At 69.2% G+C, this 21,729-nt stretch carries 17 protein-coding genes and 1 pseudogene; 10 read left to right on the top strand and 8 right to left on the bottom strand.

Features of this window, described 5'->3' with window-relative positions; translation table 11 throughout:
- Positions 1-50 precede the first annotated feature (50 nt).
- On the bottom strand, positions 51-989 hold the full coding sequence (locus ACWGIF_RS11960) for a glycoside hydrolase family 16 protein (protein WP_453494821.1): 939 nt from the start codon (positions 987-989) through the stop codon (positions 51-53).
- A gap of 353 nt (positions 990-1,342) precedes the next feature.
- On the bottom strand, positions 1,343-1,870 hold the full coding sequence (locus tag ACWGIF_RS11955; RefSeq protein WP_453494818.1) for a hypothetical protein: 528 nt from the start codon (positions 1,868-1,870) through the stop codon (positions 1,343-1,345).
- A gap of 43 nt (positions 1,871-1,913) precedes the next feature.
- Between ACWGIF_RS11955 and ACWGIF_RS11950 the strand changes: the two genes are divergently transcribed.
- Together ACWGIF_RS11950 and ACWGIF_RS11945 are read left to right on the top strand one after the other, a co-directional pair.
- Positions 1,914-4,064, top strand: coding sequence for a bifunctional polysaccharide deacetylase/glycosyltransferase family 2 protein (locus tag ACWGIF_RS11950; protein ID WP_453494815.1), 2,151 nt, complete (start codon positions 1,914-1,916; stop codon positions 4,062-4,064).
- Positions 4,065-4,066: 2 nt separating this feature from the next.
- Complete coding sequence (locus tag ACWGIF_RS11945) at positions 4,067-5,353, top strand: acyltransferase family protein (protein WP_453494812.1); 1,287 nt, start codon at positions 4,067-4,069, stop codon at positions 5,351-5,353.
- 292 nt (positions 5,354-5,645) lie between these two features.
- On the opposite strand, the gene ACWGIF_RS11940 is transcribed toward ACWGIF_RS11945, so the two are convergent.
- On the bottom strand, positions 5,646-6,446 hold the full coding sequence (locus ACWGIF_RS11940; protein WP_453494991.1) for a peptidoglycan recognition protein family protein: 801 nt from the start codon (positions 6,444-6,446) through the stop codon (positions 5,646-5,648).
- A 72-nt stretch (positions 6,447-6,518) separates the two neighbouring features.
- Positions 6,519-6,798: pseudogene (locus ACWGIF_RS11935) on the bottom strand (DM13 domain-containing protein); the annotation flags it as partial.
- A gap of 185 nt (positions 6,799-6,983) precedes the next feature.
- Between ACWGIF_RS11935 and ACWGIF_RS11930 the strand changes: the two are divergent.
- Positions 6,984-7,475 carry a hypothetical protein gene (locus ACWGIF_RS11930; protein WP_453494809.1) on the top strand — a complete coding sequence of 164 codons (492 nt, stop codon included), beginning with the start codon at positions 6,984-6,986 and terminating at the stop codon, positions 7,473-7,475.
- 591 nt (positions 7,476-8,066) lie between these two features.
- On the opposite strand, the gene ACWGIF_RS11925 is transcribed toward ACWGIF_RS11930, so the two are convergent.
- From ACWGIF_RS11925 to ACWGIF_RS11915, 3 genes are all read right to left on the bottom strand, one after another.
- Positions 8,067-9,815 (bottom strand): FG-GAP repeat domain-containing protein, encoded by a 1,749-nt coding sequence (locus ACWGIF_RS11925; RefSeq protein WP_453494806.1) that lies wholly within the window; start codon positions 9,813-9,815, stop codon positions 8,067-8,069.
- Between the two features lie 378 nt (positions 9,816-10,193).
- A complete protein-coding gene (locus ACWGIF_RS11920) occupies positions 10,194-10,649 on the bottom strand; it encodes a helix-turn-helix domain-containing protein (RefSeq protein ID WP_453494804.1) in 456 nt (151 codons plus the stop codon).
- Positions 10,646-13,246 carry an AMP-binding protein gene (locus ACWGIF_RS11915; protein ID WP_453494801.1) on the bottom strand — a complete coding sequence of 867 codons (2,601 nt, stop codon included), beginning with the start codon at positions 13,244-13,246 and terminating at the stop codon, positions 10,646-10,648. The genes ACWGIF_RS11920 and ACWGIF_RS11915 overlap by 4 nt, the downstream gene beginning before the upstream one ends.
- A gap of 215 nt (positions 13,247-13,461) precedes the next feature.
- On the opposite strand from ACWGIF_RS11915, the gene ACWGIF_RS11910 reads away from it, so the two are divergent.
- The 7 genes from ACWGIF_RS11910 to ACWGIF_RS11880 all read left to right on the top strand — a co-directional run bounded on the left by ACWGIF_RS11910 (position 13,462) and on the right by ACWGIF_RS11880 (position 21,074).
- On the top strand, positions 13,462-14,481 hold the full coding sequence (locus tag ACWGIF_RS11910; RefSeq protein ID WP_453494798.1) for an iron ABC transporter substrate-binding protein: 1,020 nt from the start codon (positions 13,462-13,464) through the stop codon (positions 14,479-14,481).
- A 6-nt stretch (positions 14,482-14,487) separates the two neighbouring features.
- Positions 14,488-16,083, top strand: coding sequence for an ABC transporter permease (locus ACWGIF_RS11905; RefSeq protein WP_453494795.1), 1,596 nt, complete (start codon positions 14,488-14,490; stop codon positions 16,081-16,083).
- Positions 16,080-17,126: an ABC transporter ATP-binding protein gene (locus ACWGIF_RS11900; protein WP_453494792.1), complete on the top strand. Its 1,047-nt coding sequence runs from the start codon at positions 16,080-16,082 to the stop codon at positions 17,124-17,126. Before ACWGIF_RS11905 ends, ACWGIF_RS11900 begins: the two co-directional genes overlap by 4 nt.
- Positions 17,127-17,332: 206 nt before the next feature.
- Positions 17,333-17,758 (top strand): pyridoxamine 5'-phosphate oxidase family protein, encoded by a 426-nt coding sequence (locus tag ACWGIF_RS11895; RefSeq protein WP_453494789.1) that lies wholly within the window; start codon positions 17,333-17,335, stop codon positions 17,756-17,758.
- 867 nt (positions 17,759-18,625) lie between these two features.
- Positions 18,626-19,429, top strand: a complete 804-nt coding sequence (locus tag ACWGIF_RS11890; RefSeq protein ID WP_453494786.1) for an alpha/beta fold hydrolase — start codon at positions 18,626-18,628, stop codon at positions 19,427-19,429.
- Positions 19,429-20,715 carry a PP2C family protein-serine/threonine phosphatase gene (locus ACWGIF_RS11885; RefSeq protein WP_453494783.1) on the top strand — a complete coding sequence of 429 codons (1,287 nt, stop codon included), beginning with the start codon at positions 19,429-19,431 and terminating at the stop codon, positions 20,713-20,715. The genes ACWGIF_RS11890 and ACWGIF_RS11885 overlap by 1 nt, the downstream gene beginning before the upstream one ends.
- Positions 20,712-21,074 (top strand): STAS domain-containing protein, encoded by a 363-nt coding sequence (locus ACWGIF_RS11880; RefSeq protein ID WP_453494781.1) that lies wholly within the window; start codon positions 20,712-20,714, stop codon positions 21,072-21,074. The genes ACWGIF_RS11885 and ACWGIF_RS11880 overlap by 4 nt, the downstream gene beginning before the upstream one ends.
- Positions 21,075-21,097: 23 nt before the next feature.
- Here the strand turns inward: ACWGIF_RS11880 and ACWGIF_RS11875 are convergent, their stop codons facing one another.
- Positions 21,098-21,469 carry a hypothetical protein gene (locus ACWGIF_RS11875; RefSeq protein ID WP_453494778.1) on the bottom strand — a complete coding sequence of 124 codons (372 nt, stop codon included), beginning with the start codon at positions 21,467-21,469 and terminating at the stop codon, positions 21,098-21,100.
- Positions 21,470-21,729 lie beyond the last annotated feature (260 nt).

Here is a 21,729-nt window from a genome sequence, read left to right as displayed (position 1 = left end):
GTGCCGGTGCCGGTGCCCCGGGAGGACTCGCCGACGCCTGGCGGCGGGGGTCAGGCCTTCGGAACGGTGTTGATGTAGTCGGTTCCGGCGTTGTAGAAGCCGTCCACCGTCTTTTGGACGTCCGCCTGGGGGACGGCCTCATCGGCCTTGTAGTAGACCCAGTTGACCTTCATGTCCCACGTGCGCGGACCACCGGTGGCGGGTGTGTCGATGAACCAGTTGCTGAAGTGGATGTCCATCTTCTCGCGCGGGACGTATTTGCCGGAGCTGGTGAACAGCGTCTTGCCGTCCAGTGAGTAGGTGACCGTTCCGTTCATGGCGGTGACCATCAGGATGTGCCAGCCCTCGGTGCGCTGCTTGAGCGTGTGGCTGACCCGGTCCGGCGGGTCGGCCTTGTACCAGCTGACGGTGTCGAGTCGCGGACCCGCCGAACCCCAGCCGCCGTTCGGCAGGTACTCGAAGTCCAGCTCGCTGTAGTCGGCTGAGGCGTCCGAGGGGGAGATCGGGAAAAAGGTCTGGACGACGTGGTCGCCGTTGCGGCCGCTCGTGGGCTTGCCGCTGAAGTGGACCCGAGCGGCGAAGGTCCCCGTGAAGAGGTTCTTGCCGGTGCCCTGCACCTCGACCTGCTTGGTGCCCTGCTTGGTGCCGTCGGTGGAGGACTGCAGTTGCAGCACCCTGCCGCCCTGGGCCGTCGTGTCGGAGGGGAAGCCGGCACCCGCGGTGGACCAGGTGTCCTTGATCCCCGGGCCGCCCCCGCCGGTACGCACCTCCCAGCCGTGGGCGGCGAGCGAGGGGTCGTCGGGGCCGCTGTAGTGGAAGCTGTCGAACAGGGTTCCCGGCGGACCGGAGGGGGTCGGCGACGCGCTGGGGGCGGGCGCGGCGGCATCGTCACCGGGGCCACCGGAACACGCGGCGAGTACGCACAAGAGGGCGGGCAGCGTGAGCGCGGTCCACACACGGCGACGAGGGGTGCGGCGGGGCTGGCTCACACGGGCTCCTTGGGGCGTAGAGGCGGTACCTGGACACGCCCTCTGCATGGGGATCGTCACCGGCTGAACCGATGAGGGCGTCATCCTAAGGTGCGCCGTGACCGCCCGGGCGACCGCGGGGGTGGCCGCAGGGGCGGCTTCGGGTGCCCCCGGCCACCGAGCCCCCGGGCGCTACCACCCGGGTTGGACACGCACCGGTCAGAAGTGGCGACAGGGCGACCGTATCTACTAACCGGTACAACCAATTCCGTTTCGATCTGATCACGTCCCCCGACTAGATCGGGTCATATGCCGACATCGGGCCGAAGTCCCCTCAGGTCGGTGCACTAGCGTTCGCCCTGCGATCCCGCGGTCTACGTACCCTGCAATGAAAGGCCTCGCAAGGTGCGCCCAGCCATGACTTCCGTCCAGCGCGGATCGGCACGCCCGACCAAGCCTGAAACGTCCGAGTCGAGCTTCGAGGAGCCCGCCCCCGCACCGGTGTTCGTGGACCAGTCGGGTCTGCGCGGCCGTCTGCTGCGGGGTTTCGGCTGGCCGGTCTCCGTGATCGGCGCGATCCTGGCGGTCGCCATGGGCAGCAGCCTGATCGGTGTGCAGGCGGACGCCCCGGCGATGGGGATACCCCCGCAGCCCTCGCGCTCACCCGTGCCGTCGCCGGCCCAGTCGTCCCCATCGACCTCGCCGTCCTCGTCGTCCTCGTCGTCCTCGTCGTCCTCACCTCGGACGGTCGCGCGGTCTGCGACTCCCGGGACGAAGACGCCGGCCGCCAAGACCTCGGCCACCCCGTCGAAGACCGCAGCCGCCCCCTCGAAGGCGGCCGCCACCCCGCCGAAACCGGCGACCACCGCACTGCGCGGGGCGAAGCCCTCGGGCCGACCCACCACGCAACCCTGATCACCCGCACCACCGTCTCCAGGAGCGTCATTGTCCCGCCACCAGCGCCGCCGGCAGTCCCCGCTGAGGCCGCGCCGGCTGGCCGCGCCGCCGCTGCGCTTCTTCATGCCGCTGTCCCTGCTGGCCTGCCTGCTCGCCCTGCTCGTCCTGCGCGGCCTGGCCACCAACGAAGCGTTCCACGACTCCCGGATCGCGATTTCGGTCGACAAGACGACCGTGCCGAACCACCTGCTCAAGGGTGGTCCGGTCATCGACGCGCGCGGTGGCAAGAACGCGAAGCCGGTGAGCTATCACATCCCCGACCGCACCGCGGTTCTGAGCTTCGACGACGGTCCCTCTCCGGAGTGGACTCCGAAGATCCTGGACGTACTCGCGGCCCGCGACGTCCGTGCGGACTTCTTCGTGACCGGCGCCATGACCACGCGCAATCCCGAGCTGATCCGGCAGATCGTCGCGGGCGGCCACGAACTCGGGGTGCACACCTTCACCCACGCCGACATGGCGTACCAGTCCCAGGGCCGGATCGGCTGGGAGCTGGCGCAGACGCAGCTCGCGCTGGCCGGCGTCGCGGGCATCCACAGCGCGCTGTTCCGCCCGCCGTACTCCTCCGACGCCACAGCGATGGACGACTGGAACTACCCGGTGATCAAGTACGTGGGCGCGCGCGGCTACCTCACCGCGTTCATCGACCGCGACACCGAGGACTGGAAGCGTCCCGGAGTCGAGGAGATCGTCAAGAGGGCGATGCCGTCCAAGCCCGGAGCGGGCGCGCTGATCCTGATGCACGACGCGGGCGGCGACCGTACCCAGACCGTCGCCGCGCTCGAGCAGATCATCGACAAGCTGCAGGCCCAGGGCTACCGCTTCACCACCATCTCCGACGCCCTCGGCGCCTCCAGCGCCACCGTGCCGGTGACCGGATACCAGCTGTGGGCGGGCAAGGGCTACATCTGGGCCACCCAGGTCGCCGTGCACACCCTGCCGGTGCTGGTCGGACTGCTGGCCCTCGTCGGCTTCCTCAACTTCGGACGGTTCGCGCTGATGCTCGTCCTCGCACCGATCCACGCCCGCCGCTCCAAGAGGAGGGACGCCTGGGGGCCGCCCGTCACCGGGCCGGTCACCGTACTCGTCCCGGCCTACAACGAGCGCGAGTGCATCGCCAACACCCTCAACTCCCTGGCCGTCAGCGATCATCCGATCGAGGTGATCGTCATCGACGACGGCTCCTCGGACGGCACCGCGGACATAGTCGAGGAGATGGGCCTGCCGTTCGTCCGGCTGATCCGCCAGGCCAACGGCGGCAAGTCCAGCGCGCTCAACACCGGTATCGCGGCCGCCTCGCACGACATCATCGTGATGATGGACGGCGACACCGTCTTCGAGCCGTCCACCGTGCGCGAGCTGGTCCAGCCCTTCGGCGACCCGGAGATCGGCGCGGTCGCGGGAAACGCCAAGGTCGGCAACCGCGACAGCCTGATCGGCGCCTGGCAGCACATCGAGTACGTCCTCGGCCACAACCTGGACCGCCGGATGTACGACATGCTGAACGTCATCCAGACCATCCCCGGCGCCGTCGGCTCCTTCCGCAAGGAGGCGCTGCGGCGGGTCGGCGGGATGAGCGACGACACCCTCGCCGAGGACACCGACATCACCATCGCGGTGCTCTGCGACGGCTGGCGGATCGTCTACGCCGAGAACGCCCGCGCCTGGACCGAGGCTCCCGCCAGCCTCCAGCAGCTCTGGTCCCAGCGGTACCGCTGGAGCTACGGCAGCATGCAGGCGATGTGGAAGCACCGCGGCGCGGTGACCTCCCGCGGACCGGGCGGGCGCTTCGGCCGGGTCGGGCTGCCGCTCGTCGTGCTGTTCGGCGTGGTCGCCCCGCTGCTGGCGCCGCTGGTCGACCTGTTCCTGCTGTACGGCGTGTTCTTCGGGGACGCCGGGATCACCCTCACCAGCTGGGGCGGCTTCATCCTGCTCCAGGCCGCGCTGTCCTGGTACGCCTTCCGGCTCGACCGCGAGAAGCCCTGGTACCTGATCAGCCTGCCGATCCAGCAGCTGGTCTACCGGCAGCTGATGTACATCGTCCTGTTGCAGTCCGCGATCACGGCGATGACCGGGGGCCGACTGCGCTGGCAGAAACTCCGGCGCACCGGCGAGGTCGCCGTACCGGTGGAGGCGTGATCGTGACCGCATCCTTCGACCTCGGTCGCACTCGGGACACCATCCAGTTGAGGGTCCCGGCCGCACTGCGAGCTGACCCGTCAGGGGAGCCGGAGCCGGCGCCTGCGCCCCAGCCGGACCCGCAGGCGCAGGCGCCGACCGAGCGCAAGGGAGGCCGGGATCGCTATCTCGACCTGCTGCGCGCGCTGGCGCTGGCCCGCGTGATGCTGTACCACAACTTCGGCTGGTTCTGGCTGCCCCTCGTCTTCCCGTCGATGGGCGTGATGTTCGCCCTGGCCGGCTCGCTGATGGCCCGCTCCCTCAGCCGTCCCGCCCTCGGCGTGATCCGCGGCCGACTGCGCCGCCTGCTGCCGCCGATGTGGCTGTTCGGCGCCGTGCTGATCGCCCTGCAGATCCTCGACGGCTGGGGCCCCCAATCCGAGGGCCACCCCACCTGGTGGTGGTCCAAGCTGGCCTTCTGGATCCTGCCGCTGAGCACCCCGCCGTACGGGGAGGACCTCGCCGGCTTCCAGCTCGTGGAACCCGCCTGGGCCACGCAGATCATCGTCCCGCTCTGGTACCTCCGAGCCTACCTGTGGTACGTCCTGCTCTCGCCGCTGCTGCTCCGGGCACTGCGACGCTTTCCGGTGGCGACGCTGTCCGCTCCGCTGGCGATGGTGATCGTCATGAACGCGTTCTTCGTCGACCAGGAGTTCGTCTACAGCCGGGTCTGGGAGACCGCCAACGACTTCGCCACCTTCGGGGCCTGCTGGATCCTCGGCATGGCCCACCAGGAGGGGCTGCTCAAGAAGATCCCGCAGTACGTGCTGCCGTCCGTCGCGCCGCTGATCATGGTGGCCGGCCTGTGGTACCTGCAAACCCGGCCTGTCGATCCGACCGTGGCGACCGACATCGAGGCCTGGCCCATCGCCCACGCCCTGTGGTCCTTCGGCTTCGTCGCCATCCTGCTCCACGTCAGCCCGTCCTGGGATCGGTGGCCCAGGCCCCTGGAACGCTGGAACGGCCTGATCAGCCTGCTCAACTCACGAGCCGTCAGCGTCTACCTCTGGCACCAGGTTGCACTGGTGGTCGCCATCCCACTGATCGACCCCCTCTGGAGCGTCCCCTTCTTCTACGACAACTTCCAGTGGCTGCTGGCCAGCCAGTGGTTCACGCTGCTGGTGGCGATCCCGCTGCTCGGGCTGCTGGTCCTGACCTTCGGCTGGGTCGAGGACGTGGCCGCCAAACGCTCGCCGCGGCTCTTCCCGTACCCGCGCCGCCCCCGGGGCCGCCGCCGAGCCGCCGACTGACCCGGCCGCGCGCGGACCAAGGCCTTCCGGCGCGGGACTGGCGAGCCGCCGACGATCCGAGTCCGCTCTGAAGCGAACCCTCTGCGCCCCTACCGCTTGGGCCGGCCCGCTGGCCTGCTCGCGCGCCACCGCACCCAGGACGGCCATGAACGTACGCATGGCGGGCGTGAACCAGAGGGATGCGGCGCTGGTCTTCACCAGCCTCTCTCTATTCCATTCGGCTGGAGGCCAATGGCCGACAACGGGCTGAGCCGGCCGAGCGAGGCGATCAAGCACAGCACGCCGCCGACTGTCACAGCGGCGTCTGTCGGGGGTACCTGTTGCGGACCGTGCTGAGTATCTCGCCCGTCTGGGAGGATCGGAGGGGGCCCGGGCAGGAGTGGGCGCCCCAGTCGCGGCCGCCCATGCTGTGGATGCCGAAGCCGCGGCCCCGCGGTGTGGAGGCGGGTTCGAGGGGCCAGCCGTGCTGGGCCATGCCCCAGGCGTAGATCCGGGCGACGGAGTCCACCTGCTGTGCGGTCAGTGGCCGACTCGCGAAACCGGACGTCTCCACCGAGAGCCACGACGGGTTGCCGGCAGACTGTGCCCAGGCCCGGTCGTGCGCGGCGACGTACTGTTCGATCTCGCCGGACTGCGAGACCCAGAAGTGTGCGGAAGACTCCACCGCCGGGTCGCTGAAGTGGTCGTGGAGGGAGTTCTCGCCCTCCTGCACGTGCAGGACCAGACCCCGCATCTCCCGGATTCCTCGCGGAGTGAAGTTCACCGCCAGCGGCTTGCGGGTGGCGTCCGGCATCCACGCCTGCCCCGGTCGTGCAGTCGTTGCGGCGGGTGGCCGCGCCCCGCCCGCTCCTTGCGTTTCCGTTCGGCCCGATCCCCCGGAGGCCCCGCCGAAGTCGACGACGACGCCGAGAGCGGTGGCGATGAGTCCGCCGCCGGTACATACCAGTGCCGTACGGCGTGACACCAGCTGCGGCTTCGGCTTCGGTTTGCGGTGGCTCACGCGAGCGGCCCCCTGGGCCTGTCTCGTCCGGAACGGAGCATCGGGGGATCCCTTGCTGGTCTGGTGTTCTCCAGCGGAATGCTTCCCGACCATTAATGTCGGAATGAGACCGAATGATGACCGTTTCGTGACAGCTGGATGGGCCCGGCGCGTCGCGCCCAAGGTCAGGGCTGCCGCGCCGAAGGAGACGTCGAAGCGGTCGCACCCGATGGTGACGCTGCTGTAGTCGGCCGGGTTCACGTCGGCCGGGATCTCGCAGTTCTGGTCGCCCTTGCTGCCCTTGAGCTTGCGCAGGCTCACGTACTTGCCGTCGTCGAAGACCCGCCAGCCGGCGACGCCCTCTTCACCGGAGCATCGGTCACCAGACGCGCAGGTCCGGGACATTGCCGGTGCCGAAGCTTTCCAGGCGGAGGGTGCGGGATCCGTCGGCCAGGCGGATGATCTGAGGCGGGTGATCGGGTGGGCCATGATAAGGCTGGCTGCTGCACCGGGCCTCCAGGTGGTACCCGTGGCCTCCTGTCTAGTGTCTGCCTTGTTGAGTTGGCGCTTTGCCCTTGGCGCTTTGCCCTTGGCGATTTGCATGCGGCTGGGCACGGACTGGGATCCGAGCCGACCAGAGGGAGGGTCTGAGTGAGTGCGGATGTGGAACGGGAGCGCTGGGAAATGCTTTCCGGAGCCGGTGTGGGGCCGCTGCGGTTCGGGATGCTGCCAACCGAAGTCGCTGAGGCGTTGCTGATCACCGAGCCCCCGGCGCGGGTTGGCGGTCCGTACAAGCAGGAAGACTTTTCGAATGGGGTGAAGGCGTTCTACGACGCGGGCAAGCTTGCATGCGTCGCTCTGGATGCAGTCACCGGCCCGCAAATCTTCCTGGCCGGCTTCCCGCTGGCGGGGAGGGACCCAGCGCAGGGTTATGAATTCCTTATAAAACATGCCGCAGAACATGAGAACTGGGTGTTGTACACCCCTGACGAGTCGATTGCCCTGACGGACCTCGGACTGCTGCTGCGTTCACAGCAGGTCGGGGAAGCACGCCTCACGCGTCCGCTTCTCGTGAAGGAGGAGTGGCTGGACTCGCAGTACTTCCGAGACCACCTCCCTCTGGAGGAGCCGACCTTCGGCTGAGCACGCGTGGCTTCAACCTGGCGCGGGGCAGACGCCTCCAGCGTCTCCCCGCGCCTTCGGATGACCAACCTCGCTGCCTAGATCCGACCGCTACCTATGCGAGTGGGTCGACGTTCGGAATCTGCCTCCCCGGCGACGGCGCGACCGCGCGGGCTCACCGCCGCCACCGACAACGCCCGGCGGGAGCCCGATACGGCCCTCGGCGTGCTCGACCGACCTTCAGGTGACCGCGCGTGGGTAAGAGCCACTGCGGCCCGCGGGACTGCAGGACGTCCTCGCGGTCGGTGACGCGTTCGGGTGCGGCCGGGTTGTCAAGTCCCGACTCCCGGGCCGTGACCGGGGTCGGCTGGGCGGGGCTCAACGGAATCACCGAAGCCGCCGAAGGGGTGGCGGGCAACTCGGACCGCGTCCGTGTCCCCCCACACCTCGACCCCGCGCAAGGCCCACCTCCCATGACCGTCACCAGGACCCGATGGTCGACCCGTGCGGGCCACGGCAGCGCAACGGACGCGGGCCTGCCCGCCGACTGGTGCCGGTGGACAGGCCCTCGCCGTCGCTCATCGCGGACTGGCCGCCGGGCGGCCGCGGAACTCAGATCATGTTCTTGTAGATGTTCCAGCCGGTGCCGAACTTCACGCGGGCGGTGAAGGTCGCGGTGCCGGCGTTGCCCGTTGAGGTGTACAGGTACATGTCGCCGTTCGGGAGGCGGGCGAGCACGTCGCCCTTGCTGTCGCCGTCGATGTCACCTGGCACGACCAGCATGTCGTACACGCCCCAGCCGCTCGCGATCTGCTCCCGCGCGGCGAACGGCGCGGTGGACGTCCCGGTCCCCTTGTAGAGGAACAGCCGGCCGGAGGTGTCCCGGGCGAGCAGGTCGGGCCGCCCGTCGCCGGAGTAGTCGCCGGCGCCGACGAGCGCGTTGTAGGCGTTCCAGCCGCTGCCGACCTTGATGCGTGTGCCGAGCTTGGTGTACACCGCGCCGTCGCCGGGGTGCAGCCACAGGACGCCGGCGGAGTCGCGGCTGAGCAGGTCGCCCTTGCCGTCGCCGGTGAGGTCGCCGGGGCCGACCATGAGCGTGTAGTTCCACGTCGTGCTGACCTTCTGGCCGCGGATGTACAGGTCGCTGCCGATGTTCTGCACGTAACTGGCGTGGTTGTGGCTGTTGAGCCCGGTGGCGTACGTGTTGCGGGACCCGGGCGTCTCGGTGCCGGCGTTGGTCGGCGGCGACAGGTAGTCGCCGTTGGCCAGGGCGTAGTACTTGGCCAGGGTGTTGTTGGTCTGGGTCATGAGGTTCTGACCCTTGCCGTAGAGCTGCGTGGTGCCGGCGCCGACCATGAACTTGTTGCGTTCCCACCCGCTGCCGTAGTAGGTGGGTGCGGCGAACTTGCCTCCACCGATTGACTTGTAGAAGTACTGCAAGCCGTCACGGTTGCGGGCGACCAGGTCGCTCAGGCCGTCGCCGTCGACGTCGTCCGGCCCGCTGACGACGTTGTAGGTGTTCCAGCCGGTGCCGACCTTGACGCGGGGCTTGAGCGGTGCGCTGGCGCTGCCGGATCCCTTGTGGAACCAGAGATCACCGGTCAGGGTGCGGGTGAGGACGTCGCCGAGGCCGTCGCCGTCGACGTCGCTGGCGCCGACGATCTGGTCGTAGATCCCCCAGCCGGAGCCGACCTTGACCCGCGAGTTGAAGGGCTTGCTGACCGTTCCGGTCCCCGTGTACAGCCACAGGTCGCCGGCGTGGTCGCGGGCCAGCAGGTCGGGGTGGCGGTCTCCGGTGATATCGCCGGTGGCGATGAGGCGGTTGTACTTCTGCCAGCCGCCGCCGGACCACAGGGGCGCCGACGTGGACTTCAGGCCGGCCTCGTAGAGCGTGAGCACGCCGTCGAAGGAGAGGGAGAGCAGCTCGGGCTTGGTCGTGCCGCCCACATCGCCCACCGGCAGCAGGTCCTTGAACGAGGCTTCGGGGTCGGTCTTGTAGATCGTGTAGTCGCTCCAGGCCGAGATCGACGACAGGTAGACGCCCGTGCTCTGGTCGTACTCCATGACGATCATGTCGCTGAGGCCGTCCCCGTCGACGTCGTGCCGCGGCTTGGCGGCGGCCACCCGCGCCGGCTCCGTGGCGCGGCCGGGCGGGACGACGCTCGGGTACTGGCGGTCGCTGCGCGGTGCGGGCCCGGAGGCCGACTCAGGTTCCGGGCCGCCCGCGGGCGGTGCGGTGGCGGAGCCGGGTAGGCGGTGCTGCTCGGCTGCGCTGCTCGGGGCGGCGACCAGGGCGCCGACGGCCAGGGCGAGTACGCCGGCGGCCAGGGCTCGTAGTCGTCCGCGGTGTGCTGAAGTCAAGATCCCCCCTGAGGATCGAGCCGGGCCCGCCCGGACACGTCTTGCTGTGTGCTCGGAGACACGCATCCATGCGTGAACGGTTCCCTATTTCTGTCCCTGCAGCTATGCCGTGCCACTGACAACGGATGGGGTCGCTTCGCATCAACTCGATTTTCCACAGGCCCAGTTGCGGTTCGGATACTCCGCAGCCGTCGGCACCACCGACGACGGCCGCATGCGACCCCTCACCGTCCACCTCCCATCCGCCTGTGGCTGGCGATCCGGGCCGCGCTCACCCGGCCGCTGTAGCTCAGCCTGCCTCCTGGCCGCGAGGCACCAAGCGATCGCTCAGACCAGACCTGGTTCAGCGGTGGCCGTCTCCGGGCGCAAGCAGACTCGTCACCTCGGCGATCGCCTCGGCGGACGGCTTGCAGTACCGCCGGTCGATGGCTTCGAACTCCGGCGGGCGGGCGGCGCCACCGCACAAGGGGCACTCTCGCCGGAGGCGGCAGGCTTGACGACCTGCGTGCGCACCTCGACCACTTCGATCAGGTCGGCCGGGGTGCATTGCAGGATCCCGCGCAACGCGGCCAGGGTGTCCATCGACAGACGTTGCGGATCCTGGTCACCAGCCGGTACACCTGCTCGCGACAGGTGGATGCCGTACTCAGCGAGCCTGGGCACCAGGTCGGTGGTCTGGAACATGTCCAGGGTCGCCATCAGTCGGCGCAGGTTCCACCGGAACCCATCGTCCTCAAGGGGCCGGCCACTCGATGCCCGGGCTGCGTCCGGCTCAGGCTTGCCGTCGTCTCGGAGCCGCAGGAGCGGCTGCTGCTGCTCGCGCCGACCGGTCACCTGCCTCGGCGGAATCCTCGTCTGCCGATGAGCGGGTTGTAGGCCAGGCCGCCCTGGTCAGTACGCAATCCGCGCAGCGCTCTCGTCAGTCGGGCGACGCCCGTCGCGTAGGCGATGCCGAAGACGAGTGAGGCGAAGAACGCCAGGTGCCGGGAGAACCCGTCGATGAGTGGGAAGATCTGCCAGTGGGTCAGGTAGATGTACAGGGAGCTGGTCGCGAGGAGACCTGCGAGTTGGTTGAGGCGCTCGCGGCTGGGGATGGTGGGCACCCACACCAGTAGCGCGAAGCCGGCCATGATGATCGCTTCGCGGCCGGGGTCGCCGGGGAAGAAGCCCGGCACGGTGGCCAGGGCCGCGGCGGTGACCAGCAGGCGCTGTCGCACGGTGGTGGCCTTCGCCGCCGCCCAGCCGAGGGCGAACAGCCAGAAGACGGTGATCGCGTCAGGTATCTGCTCGCGGTGCGGCAGGCCGACGAGGTCGTAGCGGGTGAGCAGTCCCAGGCCGGCGAGTGCCAGGGGCAGGGTGTACGGGAACCGGCGCTCAGCACGGTCCACGACCGGGAGGCCGAGGATCGCGACGGCGGCGATCAGGATGTAGACGAGGGCCTCGATGAACCAGAACTGCATCCCGGTCTTGAGGTCTTCTGGCCCGAAGACACTGTCGAGCAGGAAGAGGTTGGCGAGCGTGTAGTCGTCGTTGAGCAGGAGGATCAGGCCGATCCAGGCCATGCTCGGCAGTGTGATGCGGGCGATGGCGGTCCAGATCCGGCGTAGGCGTACGCGCCGTTTTGCGGCGGTGAGGTGGAAGCGGGCGAAGTTGTATCCGGCGACGGCAAGGAGGATGTGCGCCCCGCCCTTGATGCCGAAGACATGGATATGGGATCCGACGATGCAGAAGATCGCCAGGGCGCGGAGCGCGACGCTGGTCTCCAACGCCCGCTTGCGGGAGGAGGAAACCGGCTGCTCGGGCTGTCGGAGGTCCCGGATCGGTGTCGTGTGCCAGTTGGCCGGCAGGTGGCCGAGTCGCTCCTCGAGGTGGATCGACATCTCGACGTACGAGAGCGAGTCTCCTCCCAGGCTGACGAACGAACTCTCGTCCGTCACGTCCGTGCGGTCGAGGACCCTCGCATAGAGCCGGCAGAGGCTTTCCGGGATGCCGTCCGGGGTGGCCCCGGGACCGGTGGCGGTGTCCGGCGCCTGGCGGCTCAGTTCGCGAACAGCCTGGTAATCGGGCTTGCCCGTGGGCAGGCGGGGAAGGTCCGGGAGGATACGGACGCGGACCGCACGGGCCGGCAGACCGCACTCTTTGGCGACGAGCCTGCCTATCGTGCGGGCTTCGGATTCGAGGGCACCGACGGCTACGACACAGAGGGCCTCGTCGTCGCCGGTACACAGGGCGGTGACGTCGTGCCGTGCGAGCATCGCCTCGATCTGTCCGGGGTCGATGCGCAGGCCGAGGATCTTCGCGAAGCGGCTGCTCCGGCCGAGGATTTCGTAGAGCCCGTCGGGGGTGCGGCGTGCTATGTCGCCGGTGTGGAGTTCGTGCACGGTGCGGCCCAGGGCGAGGTCGCCGGGGGTGCGGGCGTAGCCGAGCATGACGTTGGGGCCTGAGTAGACCAGTTCGCCGGTGTTCTCTTCGGGGCGTTCGGGCAAGGGGTGGAGGCGGAAGGCACCGCCGGGGATGGCTATGCCCGCTGCCTCGGGGCGGGATTCAGCGAGGTGCGGCGGCAGGTAGGCCATGCGGGCCGTCGCCTCGGTCTGGCCGTACATCACGAAGAAGTCCCAGTCGGCGGCGCGGCCGAGTGCGGCGTACCGCTGGACCTGGTCGGGTGCCAGGCGTCCGCCGGCCTGGGTGATGTAGCGCAGGTGGGGCAGTTCCATGTCGGCGAATGCGACCCTGTCGAGCAGGTCGAAGGTGTACGGAACCCCGGCGAAGGTCGTCCCCCGGCCGGCTGTGAAGAGTTCCCAGAAGCAGGTGTCCGCGACGGAAAGGTCGGTCAGGATCAGAGCGGCGCCGCGCATCAGGTGGCTGTGGACGACGGACAGGCCGTAGCAGTAGTGCAGGGGCAGGGTGGTGGCGGCGCGGTCGGTGTCGCGGATGCCGAGGTACTGGGCGATGGACTCCGCGTTGGCCTGGAGGTTTTCGTGCGACAGGCGGACGAGCTTGGGCGATCCGGTCGATCCGGAGGTGCTCAGGAGGAGGGCGAGGTCCGGGTGCAGGTCGTGCGCCGAGACCGCGCGTCGCTCGTCGAGCAGCCATTCCCCGTCCTCGGGGTGTGCCACGACATCGGGGTCGTATGCGTCGATCAGGGACTGGACGGCTTCGGGGTGGTCGCCCGGCACCAGGAGGACGGGGTGGCCGGCCGCGAGGGCGGCGAGGTGGACGACGAGGGCATCGAGGGTGTTGGCACCGGCCAGCAGGACCAGACGGCGTTCCCGGCCGAGGCGGCGGGCCGCCCTGTCCACGCGCGCGGCCAGCTGGGCGTAGCTGACCTGGCCTTCGGCCGTGATGACGGCGGTCCGGTCGCCGTGGGCGGCGAGGCCGTGGGCGAACGGGACCGACTTGGCGCCTGGAAGCAGGTCGGGGAGGACTGTCACGGGCGAATCTTAGGAAAGCCTTACCTCGCCGGATAGTCACAGGAAAGTCACAAGTGACTCATTGAAGATCCACAGGAAAACAAAGGGTAGAGTCGGCTCCGCCGATACGGGGGCCGGCCGATTTGTTGTGTGCGTCACTCTTGACCTTTAGGTTAGCTTTACCTTACTTATGGGGCGTTACCCGGTTCTCCACTGCCCTTGCAGGAAGGCTTCCCATGCGACGCCCCTTGGTCCGACGCTTGACCGCGCTTTTCGCGGCAGCACTTCTCCTCCCCGGCGTTGCAGGCTGCGGCGTCGACGAGGACGACGCAGGGCTCGTCATCTACTCCGGCCGCAACGAGAAGCTGGTCAAGCCCCTCCTGGACGAGCTGGAGAAGGCCGTCGGCACCACGGTCGCCGTCCGCTACGGCGAGAGCGCCGAACTCGCCGCTCAGATCCAGGAGGAGGGCGGCAAGACCAAGGCCGGCCTGTTCTTCTCCCAGGACGCCGGCGCTCTCGGGGCCCTGTCCACCAAGGGCCTGCTGGAGAAGCTTCCCCAGGCATCCCTCGACAAGGTGGAGGCCGGCTTCCGCGGGGGCGCCGGTGACTGGGTGGGGACCTCCGGACGCGTCCGCGTCCTCGCCTACAACCCGGGCAAGGTAACCAAGGTTCCCGACAGCGTGCACGACCTGGTCAAGCCGGAATGGAAGGGCAAGATCGGCTACGTTCCGACCAACGCCTCCTTCCAGGCCTTCGTCACCGGCATGCGCGTCCTGGAAGGCGACGACGCCACCCGGGCCTGGCTGAAGGGCCTGAAGGCCAACGAGCCGAAGGTGTACGAGAACAACCTCAAGGTCCTGGACGGCGTCGGCAAGGGCGAGGTCTCCCTCGGCCTGGTCAACCACTACTACTGGTACGAGCAGGTCGCCGAGAAGGGCGAGACCAAGGTCAAGGCGAAGATCCACTTCCTGCCGGGCGGCGACCCCGGCGCCCTCGTCAACACCGCAGGCGTCGGCATCATCAAGGGCAGCGACCAGGCACCTGCCGCCCAGAAGGCCGTCGACTTCCTGCTCTCCGAGAAGGCCCAGAAGTACTTCGCCGACGACACCAAGGAATACCCGCTGGCGGCAGGAGTCACCAGCACGGTCAAGGACCTGCCGCCGCTGGCCTCCCTGGACTCCCCCAAGATCGACCTTGGGAAGCTGGAATCGCTGCAGGAGACCCTGAAGATGCTCCAGGAAGCCGGGATGGTCTAACCCGTCATGCGCTCCACGGATCCCGTCGCGCCGACGGATCCCGCCACCGACCCCCGCCCGGCCGGCGCCGCCACGCCGACCGGGCGGTCGCGTGCCGGGCGCCGCCCGCCTGCCGTCCTGCTCATTCCCGCGACCGTCGCCGCAGTGTTCGCCCTGCTGCCGCTCGGCTACCTCGCCGTCCGCTCCCTGGAGCGCGGCCCCGCCTTCGCCTGGGACGTCATCGCCAACGAACGCACCGCCCAACTCCTGGTCCGCAGCCTCGGACTGGCCGCCGTGGTCGTCGCAGCGTGCCTGGTCCTCGGTGTCTCGCTGGCGTGGCTGACCGTACGGACCTCGCTGCCGGGCGCCCGGGCCTGGTCGGTGCTGGTGACCCTGCCGCTGGCCGTGCCCAGCTACGTCGCCGCCTTCGCCTGGCTGTCCGCCTTCCCCGACTTCGCCGGTTTCACCGGGGCTGCGCTCGCCCTGACCCTGGTGAGCTTCCCGTACGTCTATCTCCCCGTCACCGCCGCGCTGCGCGGCAACGATCCGGCCCAGGAGGAGGTCGCCCGCTCGCTCGGCCACGGACCCCTGAAAACCTTTCTGCGTGTGACCCTGCCGCAGCTGCGCCCCGCCGCCGCCGGTGGGGCCGTACTCGTCGCGCTGTACGTGTTCTCCGACTTCGGAGCCGTGTCGCTGATGCGGTACGACACCTTCACCCGCGGCATCTACACCTCCTACCGGGCCAGCTTCGACCGCACCCCGGCCGCCGCGCTCAGCGTCGTCCTGGTGGTGATGACGATCGCCCTGGTCTTCGCCGAGGCGCGGACCCGGGGCCGTGCCGGCCACGCCCGGACAGGCGGCGGTACAGCGCGCCCCGCCGTCCCCGCCCAGCTGGGCCGCTGGAGGGTGCCGGCTCTGACCTGGTGCGCTGCGGTCACCGGCGCCGCCGTCCTCACCCCGCTGGCGACGCTCGGCTACTGGCTGGCCGTCGGCAACTCCGCGACCTGGAATCCGTCCACACTCCTCGACACCGCCGCCACCACCCTCGGCGTCGCCGCCGCGGGCGCGGCCCTCACCACCCTGCTCGCCCTGCCGGTCGGCGTGATCGCCGCGCGCTACCGCAGCCGGACGGCTCAGCTGCTGGAGCAGTCGGCCTACGCCGGCCACGCCCTCCCGGGCATCACCGTGGCCCTGTCCCTGGTCTTCTTCGCGGTCCGCTACGCCGAACCGGTCTACCAGGAACTCCCGCTGCTGGTCTGCGCGTACGCCGTGCTGTTCCTGCCCGTAGCCGTCGCCGGCACCCGCGCCGCCGTACTCCAGTCCCCGCCCGTCCTGGAAGACGTCGCACGCTCCCTCGGCCGCTCCCCGCTGAAGGTGCTGCGCGAGGTGACCGTGCCGCTGGCCGCCCCCGGGGTCGCAGCCGGAGCGGCCCTCACCTTCGTCGTGTGCATGAAGGAGCTGCCGGCCACCCTCCTGCTGCGTCCCACCGGCATGGACACCCTGGCCACGCGCCTGTGGACGGAGACCGGTACAGGATCCTTCGCCGCCGCCGCGCCCTACGCAGCCGCGCTGATCCTGCTGGCCGCCATCCCGTCCTACCTCCTCGGAAGGCACCGCACATGACCGACCTTCAGATCACCGGACTGGGCAAGGCGTACGGCCCCGGTGGGCCGGTCCTCGACGCACTCGACCTGACCGTCCCCGGCGGCGCACTGGCCGCCGTACTCGGCCCCTCCGGCTGCGGCAAGACCACACTGCTCCGCATCATCGCCGGATTCCTGCGCGCCGACGCGGGCACCGTCACCCTCGGCGGACGCGCACTCTCCGGCCCCGGAGTCCATCTGGCGCCCGAGCGCCGCCGCATCGGCATCGTGCCCCAGGAAGGCGCGCTCTTCCCCCACCTCAGCGTGGCCCGCAACGTCGCCTTCGGCCTGACGGGCCTCGACCGGGCCGCGCGCCGTCGCCGCACGGAGGAGATGCTCGAACTCGTCGGCCTCGCGGGCTACGGTGACCGCATGCCGCACGAGCTGTCCGGCGGACAGCAGCAGCGCATCGCCCTGGCCCGGGCTCTGGCACCGAAACCCGCTCTGGTCCTCCTCGACGAACCGTTCAACGCCCTCGACGCCGCCCTGCGCACCGGCGTACGGGCCGACGTACGCGCCGCCCTGCACGCGACCGGGGCCACGGCCCTGCTCGTCACCCACGACCAGCAGGAGGCACTCTCCACGGCCGACCTGGTCGCCGTCGTCCGCAACGGGAAGGTCGCCCAGTGCGACACGCCCCACGAGGTCTACCGCCGCCCCGCCGACCCCTGGGTAGCCGCCTTCGTCGGTGACGCGGTACTCGTCTCCGGCACGGCGGACAACCAGTCGGCGACCACAGCCCTGGGCCGCATCCCCCTCACGAACCCACCGGGCGGGCTCAGCGAAGGAGTCGTGCTGCTCCGCCCCGAACAACTCCACCTCACCGACACCGCTTCGGCAGGGGCCGCCGGCACGGTCACGGAGACGCGCTTCTACGGCCATGACGCCATGGTCACCGTCGCCGTCGACGGCATGGACGCGCCCATCGACGTACGCGTACCCGGCCAGGCCCCAGTCCGCCCCGGCCAACGCACAGGCATCACCGTGACGGGCGAAGCCACCCTGCACCCCACGCCCGCGTGACGCTTCCCCACACGAGGACTGTTCAACGGCTCCTACCTGCCGCCGCGGTGCTCGTAGACCGTGACCCGCAGATCGCTCATCCCCACTCCGGCGCGCGGCCCATGGTGAGCCGCTGTGCTGCGGGCCCTGCGGGTGACATGCAGGGAATGGGCCGCGGCGGGACGGGGTTCTCCCGGAGTACGCCTTCCGTCCTGAAGGAGGATGCCGTGGCACTGTCCCGAACCGAGCGTGAGCAGTTCCTCGCCGAACCCCATATCGCCGCTCTCGCCGTGAGTGCGGGCGATGACCGCGCGCCGCTGACGGTACCGATCTGGTACCACTATTCTCCTGGCGGCGACGTCTGGATCATGACCGGCCGCGACTCCCGCAAGGCGGAACTGATCGAGGCCGCAGGTCGGTTCAGTCTGATGGTCGACCGCGTGGAGCCGACGATCCGGTATGTGTCGGTCGAGGGCCCGGTCGTCTCGACCGTACCGGCGGTGCGCGAGCAACTGGTGTGGATCTCCTCGCGGTACCTGCCGGCTGAGAAGGTAGACGACTACGTCGACGACGCGTGGAAGAACCACGGCGAGCAGGTGGTGATCCACATGCGTCCGGCACGTTGGGTGAGTTCGGACCTGGGCCAGGTGTAGACCGGCCGCCGCACTGGCACCGCACCTTTGAACGGCGCTGCGATAGACCCGGCTCGGCTCCCCCGAGTCGCGCCAGACCGCCGACCGTGTGCTGCGGGTCCCCGCCAGCTGCTCACGGGCTGCCACGCCACCAGCGCGGGCTCCCTTCGCGCTCCTGGGGGTGGCGTCGGTTCGACCACTTTACGACGTACCACCGATCGTGCCCTCGGAATGGTTGTTTCCTTGGCTGAAACGTTGCGTCCGGGGCGTCACCATATCCGTCACGGCGAGGTAAGAGTATGTCGGTCCATGCGAGGAGATTCTCAGCGCAGGGAGAAGAGTCGAACCACAGACGCACATAGACCGCTGCGGACCGCTGTGTCGATATCCGTGGCGGTCGTGGTTCCCAAACATGGCGCCTTCATCGGCCGGCTTTTTCTGCCGCCGGACACATTCCTCTACTCCGATATTCCGGTCATCCCGGGCGGGGGATCATCGCGCCGACGCCGGGGCCAGAGGGATCCGACTGCCGAGTACATCGTTCCGGCCTGACGCTGACGCGCTTGGGGCTGGGAACTGCGTCCTTCGGCTGTGGGCCCCGGATGGGATCGACTTCCGGCGTGGTTCACGTGCATGATGCTCCCCACCACGGAGCACATCCAGTGCTACAGCCGCTTCGGATCTGCCTCGCCGATGTCCTGCATAAGCGCCCGCTGCACGTCAACCCATTTAAGCGCCCCACCCACACGGATTCATTCGACTCAGATCCGATTTCCCATTCCACTGCGGCCCGTTCCTGCTATTGCCGGCGCTGCGATGCCGCTGCGGCTACGTGGGCCAGGTGGTAGCACCGTCTCGTCCGGTACCGGCGGATGGCAGTATGGCCGGATGGATATCCTCCGCAGGAACAACGTAACCGTCATCGGTTCACCCGGCAGCCCCGTGGTCATGCTGGCGCACGGGTTCGGCTGCGATCAGAACATGTGGCGCCTCGTGGCACCCGCGCTGGCCGAGGAATTCCAGGTGGTCCTCTTCGACTATGTCGGATCGGGCGGCTCCGACGCCGTCGCCTGGAGCGATGAGCGGTACTCGTCGCTCGACGGCTATGCCCGCGACGTGGTCGAGGTGTGCGAAGCCCTGGACCTGCAGGACGTGGCCTTCGTCGGGCACTCGGTCAGCGCGATGATCGGGGTCCTCGCGGCGGCCGCCGCCCCTGAGCGGCTCTCCTCCCTGGTCATGGTCGGCCCTTCCCCGTGCTACATCGACGACGACACCTACCGCGGCGGGTTCAGCGCCGAAGACATCGACGAGCTGCTGGAGTCGCTCGAGTCCAACTACCTCGGCTGGTCGGCCGCGATGGCGCCGGTGATCATGGGCAACCCGGAGCGCCCGGAACTGGGCGAGGAGCTGACCAACAGCTTCTGCGCCACCGATCCGGCCATCGCCCGCGTCTTCGCCCGCACCACGTTCCTCTCCGACAGCCGTGACGATCTGAAGTCGGTGAGCGTACCTACGCTGGTACTGGAATGCGCCCAGGACGTGATCGCACCGCGAGAGGTCGGCGCCTACGTCCACGCGGCCATCCCCGGAAGCCACCTGATCACTCTGGACGCAACGGGTCACTGCCCGCAGCTGAGCGCTCCCGAGGCCACGGCGTCAGCCGTCCGCGCGTTCCTGCGGAAGCTGCGGTGATGAGCCGCACCGCCCGGAACCCGGAGCGGCCCGAGGGCGAGGAGTCGGCTACCGACGTCGTGTTCTCCACTCTGCTGGAGGACACCGCCGAGGAACTCTACGAGTCGGCGCCCTGCGGATACCTGTCCACACTGATGGACGGCACCATCGCCAAGGTCAACGGAACGCTCCTGGCCTGGCTCGGCCTCACGCGCGAGGAAGTCGTGGGCCGCAAGCGCTTCACCGATCTGCTCACCGTCGGCGGCAAGCTCTACCACGAGACGCACTTCGCACCGCTGCTGCGGATGCAGGGAAAGATCAGCGAGATCGCGCTGGAACTCAAGGCGTCGGGCGGCAGACGCCTTCCGGTCCTGGTCACCTCCACGGTGAAGACGAGCGGCGACGGCGAGCCGATGCTCATCCGCACCACCGTCTTCGATGCCCGCCAGCGCCGCGCCTACGAAAACGAACTGCTCCGCGAACGCGAGGCGGCGGACGAGGCGCGTCGCCAGGCCGTAGCCGACCGCGAACGGCTACGGGAAGCACTCGCGGTACTGCAGCAGAGCCTGTTGCCCGCCACTTTGCCTGCGGTACCCGGCATGGAGGCGGCCTCGTACTACCACACGGCCTCCGTCGACCGGCTCGGCGGAGACTTCTACGACCTGTTCCCGCTGGACGACAAGCGCTGGGCGTTCTTCCTCGGCGACGTCTGCGGCAAAGGTCCCCAGGCCGCAGCCGTGACCTCCCTGACCCGCTACACGCTGCGCGCCGCAGCCCTCCATGATGCCGACCCCGCAGCCGCGCTGACCACCCTGAACACCGTGCTCCACGAGCGCTACACGAGTGGGGACCCGCGCTACTGCACCGCCATTTTCGGCATCCTGGAACCCGATGCCGCCGCCGGAACGGTTGCCGTGCGCATCGCGTCCGGCGGTCATCCCCCCGCTCTCGTCCTGCGTGGGGAGGGGCGGGCCGACTACCTCCCCACGCCGGGCGGTCTCCTCGTCGGCATCCTGCCCGAGCCCCATTTCACCGCCGCCGAGACCACACTCGGCCCCGGCGACACCCTCCTCCTCTACACCGACGGCCTCACCGAAGCCCGTATCGGCGCAAACCGCGAGCTTTACGGGGACGAGGCCCTGCGTTCCTTCACCGCCGCCCACACCCATGACGGGCCGCATGAGCTGATCACCGCCCTCACCGAGCTCCTCGACAGCTTCGGCGAAGGCCTGGACGACGACACCGCTCTGCTCGCCCTTGGCGTGCCCCATCCCCTCCCCTTCGCGCGAGAGCACGATCCGACATGAGCGCCCTGACAATCACCACCCGAGACGCCAGCACAGGCCCCGTACTGCACATCGCAGGCGACCTCGACTACGACCAGGCCCCCCGCCTTCGGCAAGCCGTCACAACCCTCAGCCTGAAACCCGGCCAACGCCTCGTCCTGGACCTCTCCGGCATACAGTTCTGCGACTCCAGCGGCATCACCGCACTCATCCTCGCCCGCAACCACGCCGTCGCCGCCCAGGCAGACATCGCCCTGGCGGCCGTCCCCGCGAACACGATGCGCATCCTGCGCATCGTCGGCCTCGACCAGGTTCTCCGCATCCACCACGACGTCGACACGGCAACAGCGGTCCGACCACCCCAGCAGGCCCCCTCTTGAGGCGGGCAGCGCGCACTGTGGGTTCAGCGGCTGGTGGTGATCCATCGCACGAGGGCTGCGTGGGTGGTGTCGTCCAGTGCGGACAGGGTGTGGATGGCTTCCAGGTCATCGGGGAGCGGGGGAATGCCGATGGTGGTCAGTGCTGCGTGGAGGTCCAGGCGACGCCGGTCTGAAGGCTGGAGGGACCAGGTGAGGCGTGGGTCGTACGGCTGCCAGTGAGCCTGCGGAGAGCCTTCGCCGCAGGGAGGCAGCTGCCAGTCCGTATCACCTGGGCGGCTGTGCGGCGAGGCCTCGCAGGTCGCGGACTCGACGGTCGCTGCGCCGGGGAAGCGGTAGGGGTCGAGGTCCAGTTGAGGGACCGTGACCTCTGCCGGGGAACACTGCCAGGACTCCACGAGAACCTCCGGGGGGCGGACGGATGTGTGTCTGCTGTCGTTGCAACGGAACTCGGACACCGCCTGCAGGGGAGGCGGCGACCTGGGGAGACGGGAGAGCCCCACGCTCTCGATCCGATCTCGTCAAACGCGTGCACCTCGCAGGCCTCACGACGTGGAAACACGGGCGTGCGGTGCGGAATCTGACGCGTCGGGGACGACATGCACGGGTGTGGGGTGGGGTGGGGTGTGCCGCGGCTGGTTGCCGCGGCAGGTGGTGG

It is taken from the genome of Streptomyces sp. NPDC054849 (assembly GCF_053610945.1).
The sequence above is the reverse complement of the archived record's forward strand: the minus strand, read 5'-3'. Positions and strand labels throughout refer to the sequence as shown.

Excerpts from the sequence above, each read along its gene's own strand:
- ACWGIF_RS11940 (WP_453494991.1), bottom strand. The coding sequence starts at position 6,446 with ATGGTCGGGAAGCATTCCGCTGGAGAACACCAGACCAGCAAGGGATCC.
- ACWGIF_RS11910 (WP_453494798.1), top strand. The coding sequence starts at position 13,462 with ATGCGACGCCCCTTGGTCCGACGCTTGACCGCGCTTTTCGCGGCAGCA.
- ACWGIF_RS11885 (WP_453494783.1), top strand. The coding sequence starts at position 19,429 with ATGAGCCGCACCGCCCGGAACCCGGAGCGGCCCGAGGGCGAGGAGTCG.
- ACWGIF_RS11905 (WP_453494795.1), top strand. The coding sequence starts at position 14,488 with ATGCGCTCCACGGATCCCGTCGCGCCGACGGATCCCGCCACCGACCCC.
- ACWGIF_RS11900 (WP_453494792.1), top strand. The coding sequence starts at position 16,080 with ATGACCGACCTTCAGATCACCGGACTGGGCAAGGCGTACGGCCCCGGT.
- ACWGIF_RS11890 (WP_453494786.1), top strand. The coding sequence starts at position 18,626 with ATGGATATCCTCCGCAGGAACAACGTAACCGTCATCGGTTCACCCGGC.
- ACWGIF_RS11880 (WP_453494781.1), top strand. The coding sequence starts at position 20,712 with ATGAGCGCCCTGACAATCACCACCCGAGACGCCAGCACAGGCCCCGTA.